This window comes from Nocardioides sp. NBC_00850 (assembly GCF_045207335.1).
In the GTDB taxonomy this organism is placed as follows: domain Bacteria; phylum Actinomycetota; class Actinomycetes; order Propionibacteriales; family Nocardioidaceae; genus Nocardioides.
Genome location: NZ_CP108845.1, coordinates 3437145 through 3449182 on the forward strand (window position 1 = coordinate 3437145; position 12038 = coordinate 3449182).

Below are 12038 nucleotides of genomic sequence, written 5' to 3' on the forward strand. Positions count from 1 at the left end.
GTACGCCAAGGGGTTTCCTGGAATAACGTTGATGCAGCAACTGTTTGCCGAGTAGTTCGGATTTCAACTATCGTGGAAGAGTCCACGAAAGGGGCAGGGAACCATGGGTATGCAGTTCGGCATCTTCACCGTCGGTGACGTCACGATGGACCCGACGACCGGTAGGACCCCGACGGAGCACGAGCGCATCAAGGCGACCGTCGAGATCGCCAAGCACGCCGAGGAGGTGGGCCTGGACGTCTTCGCGACCGGTGAGCACCACAACCCGCCGTTCATCGCATCCAACCCGACCGCCACGCTGGCCTACATCGGTGCCAAGACCGACAACATCATCCTGAGCACCGCGACCACGCTGATCACCACCACCGACCCGGTGCTGATCGCGGAGGACTACGCCAAGATCCAGCACCTCACCGACGGCCGCGTCGACCTGATGATGGGCCGCGGCAACACCGGCCCGGTCTACCCCTGGTTCGGCAAGGACATCCGTCAGGGCATCAACCTGGCGATCGAGAACTACGCCCTGCTGCGCCGCCTGTGGAGCGAGGACGTCGTCGACTGGTCCGGCCGGTTCCGTACGCCGCTGCAGGGCTACACCTCGACGCCGCGGCCGTTGGACGGCGTCGCGCCGTTCGTCTGGCACGGTTCGATCCGCTCGCCCGAGATCGCCGAGCAGGCTGCGTACTATGGCGACGGCTTCTTCCACAACCACATCTTCTGGCCGGCCTCGCACACCAAGCAGATGGTGCAGCTCTACCGGCAGCGCTTCGAGCACTACGGCCATGGCACCGCCGACCAGGCCATCGTCGGGCTGGGCGGGCAGTTCTTCATGCGCCACAACTCCCAGGACGCGATCAACGAGTTCCGGCCCTACTTCGACAACGCCCCGGTCTACGGCCACGGCCCCTCGCTGGAGGACTTCAGCGAGGCCACCCCGCTGACCGTCGGCTCGCCGCAGCAGGTCATCGAGCGGACGCTCTCGTTCCACGAGTACGTCGGTGACTACCAGCGTCAGCTCTTCCTGCTCGACCACGCCGGGCTGCCGCTGAAGACGGTGCTGGAGCAGCTCGACCTCTACGGCGAGATCCTGCCGACCCTGCGCGCGGAGTTCGCGAAGCTGCGCAAGCCCGGCGTCCCGGACGCCCCGACCCACGCCTCCCTGGTGGAGAAGGCCGGCGGTGCGAAGGACTCGACTGTCTACGCCGAGGGCGACTCCGCCACCGGCTCGTCCGACCGCACTGATCTCGATTTCGGGGCGACCGACCCGGAGGTCGCCAAGGTGCTCGAGGGGGAGCTGTGACCCGGATCGTCGTCGTCTCCGCGGGCCTGTCGGTCCCGTCCTCGACCAAGCTGCTCGCCGACATGCTCGGCGACGCCACGACCCGGGCCGTGCAGGCCCGGGGCGCGGAGGTCGAGGTCGAGCACGTCGAGCTGCGCGGCCTCGCCCACGAGCTGACCGACAACCTGCTCACCGGGTTCGCCAAGCCGGCGCTCCAAGCGGCCATCGACCAGGTGCGGCGTGCCGACGCCGTCATCGCGGTGACCCCGGTCTTCTCCGCGTCCTACTCGGGTCTGTTCAAGACGTTCTTCGACGTACTCGAGCAGGGCGTCCTCGACGCGAAGCCGGTCCTGATCGCCGCGACCGCCGGCACCGCCCGGCACTCGTTGGTGCTCGAGCACGCGCTCCGGCCGCTCTTCGCCTACCTGCGCGCGGTGGTCGTCCCGACCGGGGTCTTCGCCGCCACCGAGGACTTTGCCGGTGGCCCGGAGCTCCCCAAGCGGGTCGATCGTGCCGCCACGGAGCTGGCTGCCCTGCTGGCCGTGGGTGGCACGCCCACCCCGGCGCCGCATCGGACACTGGTGGAGGACGAGTTCGCCAACCCGACGTCCTTCGAGACGCTGCTCAAGCGAGCCTCCGAAGGGCCGCCGGAGTTCTGACCGGGCGGGGGTTTCGTTCGGCTACCGATGTGAACACGGACCCGAGATACCGGGGGTTTGCGAGGAAGTGCGACAGAATGCGTCTCGACCGCTACCCCCAGCACCGAGCGGAGCCGTTGTGCCCAGCTATGAGCCGAGCGTCGTCGTTGCCGACGAGTCGCCTCTTCTTCGTGCTGGACTCACGGCCCTGCTCGCGCGTGGTGGCTACCAGGTGGTCGCCGACGCCGGTGACGCCGAGGCGCTCGTCCAGGCCGCGACCGACACGCTGCCCACCTTGGTCGTGACCGACGCCCGGCTGGGCCCCGACGACGAGGGCATCAGCGCCACCCTCCGGCTGCACGAGAAGGTGCCGGAGATGGGCATCGTCGTGCTCGCCGACTCGGTCGACACGGCCTACGCGGCCGCCGTCTTCGCCAGCACCGGCACCGGCGGTCTCGGCTACCTGCGCAAGTCCCGCGTACGCACCGTTCCGCACTTCCTCGACGTCGTCGGCCGGGTGGCGTCGGGTGAGGTCGTCGTCGACCCGGAGGTCATCTCCCGGATGGTCGAGGCCTCGCCCGACGCCGATCCCGATGCGATCGCGAGGCTGACGATGCGCCAGAGCGAGGTGCTGGGCCTGATCCACGCCGGGTTCCCCGACCGCGCGATCATCAGCAGGCTCTTCAGCGGCAGGCGGCAGTTCGAGCGGTGCCTGAGCGAGATGTTTCTGGCGTTCGGGCTGTCCGGCGACGTCGAGCATCGTCGTACGCCGACGCTGCTGACCCACCTGGCATCCGGCTGAGGGTGGGAGCCCTGGGGTGACCCCAGGACTCCCATGTCTCAGTGCTGGTAAGTGCCCACCACGACGGCGCGGGCCAGGGCCTTGAAGGCCAGGTTGAAGGAGACGACGGCCGGGGTGACCCCGTCGTCCACACCCAGCGTCTCCTCGCCGACCGCGTGCACGACGAAGTAGTAGCGGTGGACCTGGTCACCGGCCGGGGGAGCGGCGCCGCCGAAGTCCTTGGTGCCGAAGTCGGTCGCGACGTGGAACGCCTTGCCCGGGAGCTCGGCGGTGCCGGCCCCGGCACCAGCGGGAAGCTCGGTCACGTCGGCGGGGACGTCAACCAGGGCCCAGTGCCAGAAGCCGCTGGGGGTGGGCGCGTCGGGGTCGAAGCAGGTGATGACATACGACTTCGTCCCCTCGGGCGCGCCGCTCCAACTGAGCTGCGGAGAGGTGTTGCCGCCGTCGTAGACCTGGTCCTGCTTCAGCGGCTGGCCGTCGGTCACGTCCTCGCTGGTCAGCGTGAAGGAGGGCAGGGCGGGCATGAGCGAGTAGGGATCCGGCTTCACCGGACGATCGAGTGCCATGGCCACCAACGTAGTCCGCGAATCGACCCGTTGTCAGGCTGCGCCCCGGTGTTGGGCGAGGATGTACCCATGAGTTCTGAGCATGCCGTTCCCTATCCCGCCGGTCTCATCCTGGAGGGGCGGAGGGTGGTCGTCGTGGGTGGTGGCCGGGTGGCGCAACGGCGCGTGCCGGCGCTGATCGCCGCGGGCGCGCGGGTCGAGGTCGTCTCGCCGTCGCTGACCCCTGCCCTGGAGGGCCTGCTCGGCTCGGGCGAGATCACCTGGCACCAGGCCCGCTTCTCGGCCGATGTGCTCGACGACGCCTGGTACGTCATCGCCGCGACCCAGAACGCCGACGTCAACGAGGAGATCTCGGCCGCCGCCGAGGAGCGACGGATCTTCTGCGTACGCTCCGATGATGGCACGCAGGCCACCGCCTGGACCCCGGCGACCGGACAGGACGGCGACCTGACCATCGCCGTGCTGGCCAACCGTGACCCGCGGCGCTCGGCGGGCGTACGCGACCGGATCCTCGACGGGCTGCGCTCCGGTGACCTGATCGCTCCGCACGAGCGTCAGCGCGTGCCCGGAGTGACCCTGATCGGTGGCGGCCCCGGTGACCCCGGGCTGATCTCGGTCGCCGGCCGCAAGGCCCTGATGGAGGCCGACATCGTCGTCGCCGACCGGCTGGCGCCGCGAGAGCTGCTCTCCGAGCTGCCCGCCGACGTCGAGCTCGTCGACGTCGCCAAGCTGCCCCGCGGCCGCTCGGCCCAGCAGGAGGAGATCAACCGGATCATCGTCGAGGCTGCCCTGGAGGGGAAGGCGGTCGCGCGCTTCAAGGGCGGCGACAACTTCATCTTCGGCCGCGGCTTCGAGGAGGTGCTCGCGTGCCGTGAGGCCGGCGTCCCGGTCCACGTCATCCCCGGCCTCACCTCGCCGGTGACCGTGCCCGGCGTCGCCGGGATCCCGGTGACCCACCGCGGCGTCGCGCACGAGTTCACCGTCATCTCCGGCCACGTCCCGCCGGGCGACCCCACCTCGCTGACCAACTGGTCCGCCGTCGCCGGCCTGGGCGGCACCCTGGTCCTCCTCATGGCCGTCCAGAACGCCCCCGCGATCGCGACCGCGCTTCTCGATGGCGGCCGCGAGCCCGGCACCCCCGTCGCGGTCATCTGCGACGGCACGATGCCCACGGAGCGTACGGTCCTGGCGACCCTCGAGACCCTCGAGAAGAAGTTGGCCGACGAGAACGTCCAGCCCCCGGCGATCATCGTCGTCGGCGAGGTCGTCCGCGTCGCCCACCCGGACGCGTTCTGAGGCTCAGGGACGATTGACGCGGCCGAGCCAGGTGGCTCCGGGCGGCAGCCTCAGGCCTGACTTCTTGGCCGTTGCGATCAGCTCGAGGAACGCCTGGCTCGCCTTGGCGAGGGGGCGGTCGGGATCCAGCACCACCCCGACCGTCCGCGTCATGACCGGCTCCACGAGAGGCCGGTGCTCGAGCCCGGCGAACGAGAGCAACGGGAGCACGAGGCTCGGCACCGCGGAGACGCCCTGACCGGCCGCCACCAGGCCGCCTACCGAGGCGATGTTGCGCGCCTCGGTCATCGATCGCGGCGTCACGCCTGCGCGTGCGAACGCGTCGTCGACGTGGGTGCGTACGCTGCTGGTCGGGTGGAACCCCACGAAGTCGACGTCGCGCAGATCTGACCAGGCCACCTGATCCTGGGTCGCGAGAGGGTGGCCGGGCGGAAGCACGCACACGAACTCGTCGGCGGCGATCGGACGCACCCACCCCGAGTCGGTCTGGGCGGCGCAGCGGGTCACCGCGAAGTCGACCTCTCCGGTCCGAACCTGTTCGAGCCCCTGCGCCAGGAGGCCGTCCTCGATCTGGACCGTCACACCCGGATGGGCCTCGCGAAAGCGGGTGACGAGCGGTGGAAGGAGCGTCGCGGCCAGGGACGGAAGAGTGGCGATGCGTACGGTGCCTGAACTGCCGTCGAGGAAGCCACGGAAGTGGTTCATCCCGCGGTCGAACGAGGCGACGACCTCTTCAGCCACTTTGGCGAACGCTTCGCCCTCCGGGGTGAGTACCACCCTCCGCGTGGTCCGCTCGAAGAGCCGCACGCCGAGCCGCCGCTCGACGTCGGCGACCGCACGGCTCAGCGAGGACTGGGCAAGGGTGAGTGAGTCGCCGGCCGCGGTGAACGAGCCGGTGCGGGCGACCGCCAAGACGATGCGCAGCTGGTGAACGGTCAGGTCCATCGTAGGCCTCCTGGTATGTGCGAAACACATTAGTTCAAGCCTGATTGGTATTGGACATGCAAAAGTGGCCGCGATCACAATCGAGGGACCCCATGACCTTCGGAAGGTGACAACGATGCTCGCTCTGCTCGGATTCGCGACGATCGGCGTGTTCCTCGCGCTGACGATGACCAAGCGGCTGTCGGTGCTGATCGCTCTGGTCCTGGTTCCCGTGATCGCGGCCCTCGTCGGCGGTTTCGCCGGCGACCTCGGCACGTTGATCGCCGAAGGCATGCTCACGGTGGCGCCGGTGGCGATCATGATCACCTTCGCGGTCCTCTACTTCAGCCTGATGGTCGACGAGGGGTTGTTCGACCCAGCCATCTCCCGGATCACGAGATGGGCCCACGGCGACCCGGTGAAGATCACCGTCGGCACCGCGGTCCTGACGCTGCTGGTGGCGCTGGACGGCGACGGCGCCTCGACGTTCCTGATCACGGTCTCGGCGATGCTGCCGATCTACCAGCGACTGGGCATGCGGCCGCTCGTGCTCGCCGGAGTGGTGTGCCTGGGGGCCGGGGTCATGAACATGGTGCCGTGGGGTGGGCCCACCGCGCGGGCCATGGCCGCTCTCGACGCCAACAGCTCCGACATCTTCGTGCCGCTGCTTCCGGCGATGGCGGCCGGGATCGTCTGGGTGCTGTTCGCGGCGTACGTCATCGGCCGGCGGGAGCGTTCCAGGATCAGCCTCGAGGGGGTGGCTGTCGCTGACGACGCCGCGGGTACGTCGGGTGGTGCCGTGCCTCACGGTGGCGCCGTCGCCGACACGATGACCGATGTCGACACCAGCACGGCGACGTCGCGGGGGCAGCGCGTTAGGTTCTGGTTCAACGCCTTGCTGACGGTTGCGCTCGTCGTCGCGTTGCTGATGCAGCGTATGCCGCTCGAGGTGCTGTTCGCGGTGGCCTTCGCGATCGCCCTGCTGGTCAACCGGCCGACGTGGCCGGGACAGCAGGCGCTGTTGGAGCGGCACGGCTACAACGTGCTGCTGGTGACCTCGATGATCTTCGCGGCCGGCGTCTTCACGGGCGTGCTGAACGGCACCGGCATGATCACGGCGCTGGCCGAGACGCTGGTGTCGACGATCCCGCAAGGTGCGGGCGGGGCGCTCCCGGTCATCACGGCGATCACCAGCATGCCGATGAGTCTGGTGTTCACGCCGGACGCCTACTACTTCGGCGTCATGCCGGTGCTGGCCGAGACGACCGCGGGCCTGGGTGGTGACCCGCACGAGATCGCGCGGGCGGCGATCCTCGGGCAGATGACCACCGGTTTCCCGCTCAGCCCGCTGACCGCGTCGACCTTCATCCTGGTGGGCATGACCGCGGTCAACTTCGGCGACCATCAGCGCTTCATCTTCGGGTGGGCATTCGGGACGACCCTGGTGATGACGGCCGTGGCCCTCCTGACCGGCGCGATCTCGATCTGAGGCCGACATGAAAGGACAGAGCTTGAGAATCGGAAGCGGTGCCGGATTCGCCGGCGACCGGATCGGCCCGGCGGTCGAGCTGGCCGAGCGTGGCGGGCTCGACGACCTGGTGCTCGAGTGCCTCGCCGAGCGCACTATCGCGGCCGGGCAACTGCGCCGGATGCGGGACCCTCAGCACGGTTACGATCCGCTGCTGCGGCGGCGCCTGGAGGCGCTGCTGCCGATCACCGCGGCTCAGGGAACCCGCGTGATCACCAACATGGGAGCCGCGAACCCGCTGGCCGCTGGGCAGGTGGCGCGAGACATCGCAGGCGAGCACGGGCTCGCGCTGCGGATCGGCGTGGTCACCGGCGACGATGTGCTGGAGAACATCGACCTCGACGCTCCGGCGCTCGAGGACGGCCGCCCGATCGCAGAGCACGGGGAGGTCATCTCCGCCAACGCCTACCTCGGTGCCGATGCGATCGTTCCGGCTCTCGTCAGTGGGGCGGATCTGATCATCACCGGCAGGGTCTCTGACCCCTCGCTCTTCCTCGCTCCGCTGGCGGAGCGGCTGGGTTGGGATCTCGACGACTGGCAGCTCGCGGCTCGCGGCACCATGATCGGACACCTCCTCGAGTGCGCGGGCCAGATCACGGGCGGCTACTTCGCCGACCCCGGTCGCAAGGATGTCAGCGACCTGGCGCGCCTGGGATTCCCCTTCGCCGACGTGCGGGCGGATGGATCAGCGGAGATCAGCAAGCTGGCCGGCACTGGTGGGCTGGTGAACCGATCGACCGTCCGAGAGCAGCTCCTCTACGAGGTGACGGACCCCTCGGCGTACCTCACCCCCGACGTCCAGCTCGACCTGCGGCAGGCATCCGTACGCGAGATCGGCCCGGACCGAGTCGCGGTCGAGGGAGCCATGGGGCGGCCGCGCCCGGACCAGCTCAAGGTCAGCGTCGGCTATCACGCCGGGTTCCGGTCAGAGGCGGAGATCTCCTACGTAGGCCCGAACGCGCTCGCCCGAGCCCGTCTCGCCGGCGAGATCGTGGCTCAGCGGCTGCGGGGTGTCGGCATCGACGTACGCCTTGACGTGGTCGGGAGCATCGGGATCGATGAGCAGGGGATCGACGACCTGCGCAACCATGAGTGCCGTCTTCGGGTCGCCGCGTTGGGCGACCGGGCCCAGGCCGACGACGTCTGCCATGAGGTCGAGGCGCTCTATACCAACGGGCCCGCGGGCGGGGGAGGCGTACGCACCTCCGTCACCGAGGTCATCGGCATCGTGTCCACCTACATCCACCGTGCGGCCGTCACCCCGCGGCTGACGCTGCTCGAGAGCGGAGACACCAATGCTCCTGCATGACATCGCCCACGCCCGCGCCGGCGACAAGGGCGACACCTCCACGTTGACCGTCATCCCGTTCAACGACGACGACTACGACCGGCTGGTGCGCGAGCTCACCGCGGAGCGCGTACGCGCCCATCTTGCTGGGTTCGTCAACGGAGAGGTCGTCCGCTACGAGCTGCCCCGCCTGTGTGTGCTGCAGTTCGTCTGCCGCAGCTCCCTGGGTGGTGGCGTCACCACCTCTCTCGCGGTCGACACCCATGGCAAGGGCATGAGCTCGAGGCTGCTGGCATTGGAGTTGGCCACGCGTAGCGAGTGAAGCGGTGGCTTCATTGGTTCGGCGCGGTGTCGGATCATTGCAATGAGTTGCCTCAACGTTCGTATGCATGAGGAATTGCAGGCACGCCGGGAGAGACGATGATCGCACTTGTGCGATCATCGCGCGGATGCGATCATGAGTATCGAGGTCGAGCTTCATGACGAGGTCATGAAGTGGCTGGATGCTCTGAGCGATGAGGAGTGGGGTCGAGGCGTGGTGATCGTGGATCGGTTGGCCGATCTGGGATTCCGCGCTCGGATGCCGCTCTCGCGGAGCCTGGGGGAGGGCCTGTTCGAGTTGCGTTTCACCCTGGGGTCGACTGCCCGGAGGATCACCTACAGATTCACGAACGATGCTCGGATCATCCTTCTGACGACGTTCCACAAACAACGAGACAACGAGCGCGGCGAGGTGGCCAGGGCCCGCAAGGCAGCGGCCGAGTGTGCCCGGCGCTATCCCTAGGGGGACAACTATGGCGAACTACTCACGCTGGTCCGAGGTCCGGGCCGAGCGCCCCGCCCCGTCCGAGGAGACGAGGGTCAGCGTCGAGCAGGATCTCGCCCTCGGGCAGTTGATCTACGACTTGCGTACGGAGGCAGGACTGAGTCAACGCGAGCTGGCCTCGCGGATGGGTACGACGCAGTCGGTGATCTCCCGCCTCGAGGAGGGCGGAGGGGCGCGCAACCGGATCGATACCCTGGCGCGGGTCGCGACAGCGTTGGGGCGACACCTGGTCCTTTCGTTCCCCGAGGAAGTGCCGGGGGACATGAAGGACTCGGTGCAGGTCGCCTGACCATGGCTGAACTCATCGAGATCTCCGACCCTGACGATCCCCGGCTCGCGGACTACCGCGACCTGCGCGACGTCGAGCTGCGCAAGTCCCTCGAGACGTCGGAGGGGCTGTTCCTGGCCGAGGGGGAGAAGGTCGTACGCCGCGCCGTGGCCGGTGGCTTCGAGCCGCGCTCGTTCCTGATGGCACCCAAGTGGCTCGACGGGCTCGCCGACACGCTCGCCACGACCGACGCACCGTGCTACGTGATGAGCGAGAAGGCCGCCGAGGAGGTGACCGGGTTCCACGTGCACCGCGGCGCGCTGGCGTCGCTGAAGCGTCGACCGCTGCCGTCGGTCGAATCGGTGCTCGAGGGTGCCCGCTCGGTCCTGGTGCTCGAGGACATCGTCGACCACACGAACGTCGGCGCGATCTTCCGGTCGGGCGCCGCGCTGGGGTTCGACGCCGTACTGCTGGCACCGCGTTGCGCCGACCCGCTCTATCGGCGCTCGATCAAGGTCGCAATGGGAGCGGTCTTCGCGCTCCCGTGGACCCGCCTGCCGGACTGGTACGAAGCGCTTCCGTCCCTCTCGGCAGCCGGCTTCACCACTGTCGCGCTGACTCTGGCCGACGACGCCGTCGACATCGAGAAGGCCGTCGAGGGCGTCGACAAGGTCGCCCTCGTCCTCGGGTCGGAGGGCCACGGCATCTCCCCGCGCTGGCAGCAGGCCGCCGACCGCCGCGCCATCATCCCGATGTCAGCCGGCATCGACTCCCTCAACGTAGCCGCCGCCACTGCGGTCGCCTGCTACGTCACCGCCCGCCGCTAGCGCGCCGAGGCGTCAGCCGCGTCGGCCGAGCCGTCACGTACGTCGGCCGAGTCGGCATTGATGTGCCAACTCGGCCGACGGGGGTGACTTCTCCGCGCTTCGCGCGGTTACTCCCTCGCTCGGCGCGAGCGGACGAGCAAGCTCGCCGCTCGACCTCGCTCCGGTCGTCTCGGCTAGAGCTGCCACCAGACGGTGGTGTCGCCGGGGAGGGCGGTGGCGCCGTCGGTGACGGGCACGGGGCCCGAGGAGGAGAGGAGTACGCGGCCGGGGGCGGTGATGCGTACCGGATCCTTGGTGGTGTTGACCGTGCAGGCGAAGCCGTCGCGCTCGAACCAGAGGACCCCGGCGGGGGCCTCGTCGTGCCAGGTCACCGCGTCGCCGGCGCCGAGGCCGGGGACCTCGCGGCGGGTGCGGATGGCGGAGCGGTAGAGCTCGAGGGTCGAACCCTCGACACTCGTCTGGGCCTCGACGCTCAGCTCGCCCCACTCCGACGGCTGCGGCAGCCACGAGCCACCGTCGCCGAAGCCGTAGGACGAGCCCGACCGGGCCCACGGCAGCGGCACCCGGCAGCCGTCGCGGAAGCCGTCCTGGCCGTTGGCGCGGTGGAACGACGGGTCCTGGCGGACCTCGTCGGGCAGGTCGGTGACGTCGGGCAGGCCGAGCTCCTCGCCCTGGTAGACGTACGCCGATCCCGGAAGCGCGAGCATCAGCAAGGTGGCCGCGCGAGCCCGCCGCAGCCCGAGCTCACGATCGCCCGGCGTTCGGATCTGGGTCCCCGACCCCGGCGGGTTCGCGAACCGGGTGGCGTGCCGGGTGACGTCGTGGTTGGACAGCACCCAGGTCGCCGGAGCGCCGACCGGGCGCATCGCGTCCAGGGAGCTGTCGATGACCTTGCGCAGCGCCGCGGCGTCCCAGGCCGTGTCGAGGTACTCGAAGTTGAAGGCCTGGTGCAGCTCGTCGGGGCGTACGTAGTTGGCCGACCGCGCCACCGTCGGGGTCCACGCCTCGGCGACGAAGATCCGGTCCGGGTAGTCCGCCAGGACCCGGCGCCACGAACGGTAGATCTCGTGGACGCCGTCCTGGTCGAAGAACGGCATCACGTCGTTGCCGAGCAGATGGAGCTGGTCCGAATGGCCGATGGAGGGCAGGCCCTCGGCCTTGACCAGGCCGTGGGCGACGTCGATGCGGAAGCCGTCGATGCCGAGGTCGAGCCAGAAGCGCAGGATGTCGAGGAACTCGGCGTGCACCTCGGGGGAGTTCCAGTTGAAGTCGGGCTGCTCGGGGGCGAAGAGGTGGAGGTACCACTCGCCGTCGGGCACCCGGGTCCAGGCGGGACCGCCGAAGATCGAGTCCCAGTCGTTGGGCGGCTCCTCGCCGTTCTCACCGCGTCCGGGCAGGAAGTGGTAGCGCGACCGCATCGGCGACCCGGGTCCCTCCGCCAACGCCTGCTGGAACCACACGTGCTCCGAGGAGGAGTGGTTGGGGACGATGTCGGCGATGAGCTTCAGGCCGAGCTCGTGCGCCGAGGCGATCAGCGCGCGGGCGTCGTTCAACGTCCCGTAGCGCGGGTCGACAGCCCGGTAGTCGGACACGTCGTAGCCCCCGTCGGCCTGAGGCGAGGCGTAGAACGGGCTCAGCCAGACCGCATCCACCCCCAGATCGCGGAGGTAGGGGAGTCGGGACCGAATCCCGGGAAGGTCACCGGTGCCGTCGCCGTCGCTGTCGGCGAAGCTGCGTGGGTAGACCTGGTAGATGACGGCATCACGCCACCACTCGGAGGACATCAACAGAAAACC

General features: G+C 69.2%; 13 protein-coding genes. 10 read left to right on the forward strand and 3 right to left on the reverse strand.

Annotation, left to right across the window (positions count from 1 at the left end):
* Positions 1-109: 109 nt before the first annotated feature.
* The 3 genes from OH802_RS16690 to OH802_RS16700 all read left to right on the forward strand — a co-directional run bounded on the left by OH802_RS16690 (position 110) and on the right by OH802_RS16700 (position 2719).
* Positions 110-1300 (forward strand): LLM class flavin-dependent oxidoreductase, encoded by a 1191-nt coding sequence (locus tag OH802_RS16690; protein WP_406029325.1) that lies wholly within the window; start codon positions 110-112, stop codon positions 1298-1300.
* Positions 1297-1938 (forward strand): FMN reductase, encoded by a 642-nt coding sequence (locus OH802_RS16695; protein ID WP_406020235.1) that lies wholly within the window; start codon positions 1297-1299, stop codon positions 1936-1938. The genes OH802_RS16690 and OH802_RS16695 overlap by 4 nt, the downstream gene beginning before the upstream one ends.
* A gap of 118 nt (positions 1939-2056) precedes the next feature.
* Positions 2057-2719 carry a response regulator gene (locus tag OH802_RS16700; protein WP_406020237.1) on the forward strand — a complete coding sequence of 221 codons (663 nt, stop codon included), beginning with the start codon at positions 2057-2059 and terminating at the stop codon, positions 2717-2719.
* A 38-nt stretch (positions 2720-2757) separates the two neighbouring features.
* Here OH802_RS16700 and OH802_RS16705 read toward each other — a convergent pair whose 3' ends face one another.
* The gene (locus tag OH802_RS16705) at positions 2758-3285 is read right to left on the reverse strand and encodes a YbhB/YbcL family Raf kinase inhibitor-like protein (protein WP_406020239.1); all 528 of its coding nucleotides are present in this window, start codon (positions 3283-3285) and stop codon (positions 2758-2760) included.
* A 69-nt stretch (positions 3286-3354) separates the two neighbouring features.
* Between OH802_RS16705 and cobA the strand changes: the two genes are divergently transcribed.
* On the forward strand, positions 3355-4581 hold the full coding sequence (cobA, locus tag OH802_RS16710) for a uroporphyrinogen-III C-methyltransferase (protein ID WP_406020240.1): 1227 nt from the start codon (positions 3355-3357) through the stop codon (positions 4579-4581).
* A gap of 3 nt (positions 4582-4584) precedes the next feature.
* Here cobA and OH802_RS16715 read toward each other — a convergent pair whose 3' ends face one another.
* Complete coding sequence (locus OH802_RS16715; protein WP_406020242.1) at positions 4585-5526, reverse strand: LysR family transcriptional regulator; 942 nt, start codon at positions 5524-5526, stop codon at positions 4585-4587.
* 115 nt (positions 5527-5641) lie between these two features.
* On the opposite strand from OH802_RS16715, the gene OH802_RS16720 reads away from it, so the two are divergent.
* The 6 genes from OH802_RS16720 (at position 5642) to OH802_RS16745 (ending at position 10242) form a co-directional block, all read left to right on the forward strand.
* Positions 5642-6994, forward strand: a complete 1353-nt coding sequence (locus OH802_RS16720; protein WP_406020244.1) for a CitMHS family transporter — start codon at positions 5642-5644, stop codon at positions 6992-6994.
* Positions 6995-7016: 22 nt separating this feature from the next.
* The gene (locus OH802_RS16725; protein WP_406020246.1) at positions 7017-8342 is read left to right on the forward strand and encodes an acyclic terpene utilization AtuA family protein; all 1326 of its coding nucleotides are present in this window, start codon (positions 7017-7019) and stop codon (positions 8340-8342) included.
* A complete protein-coding gene (locus OH802_RS16730; RefSeq protein ID WP_406020248.1) occupies positions 8329-8643 on the forward strand; it encodes a hypothetical protein in 315 nt (104 codons plus the stop codon). The genes OH802_RS16725 and OH802_RS16730 overlap by 14 nt, the downstream gene beginning before the upstream one ends.
* A gap of 135 nt (positions 8644-8778) precedes the next feature.
* Positions 8779-9105, forward strand: a complete 327-nt coding sequence (locus OH802_RS16735) for a type II toxin-antitoxin system RelE/ParE family toxin (RefSeq protein ID WP_406020250.1) — start codon at positions 8779-8781, stop codon at positions 9103-9105.
* Between the two features lie 10 nt (positions 9106-9115).
* A complete protein-coding gene (locus tag OH802_RS16740; protein ID WP_406020252.1) occupies positions 9116-9436 on the forward strand; it encodes a helix-turn-helix domain-containing protein in 321 nt (106 codons plus the stop codon).
* Between the two features lie 2 nt (positions 9437-9438).
* Positions 9439-10242: an RNA methyltransferase gene (locus OH802_RS16745; protein ID WP_355021391.1), complete on the forward strand. Its 804-nt coding sequence runs from the start codon at positions 9439-9441 to the stop codon at positions 10240-10242.
* Positions 10243-10415: 173 nt separating this feature from the next.
* Here OH802_RS16745 and OH802_RS16750 read toward each other — a convergent pair whose 3' ends face one another.
* Positions 10416-12026: a glycoside hydrolase family 13 protein gene (locus tag OH802_RS16750; protein WP_406020254.1), complete on the reverse strand. Its 1611-nt coding sequence runs from the start codon at positions 12024-12026 to the stop codon at positions 10416-10418.
* Between the last annotated feature and the right edge of the window lie 12 nt (positions 12027-12038).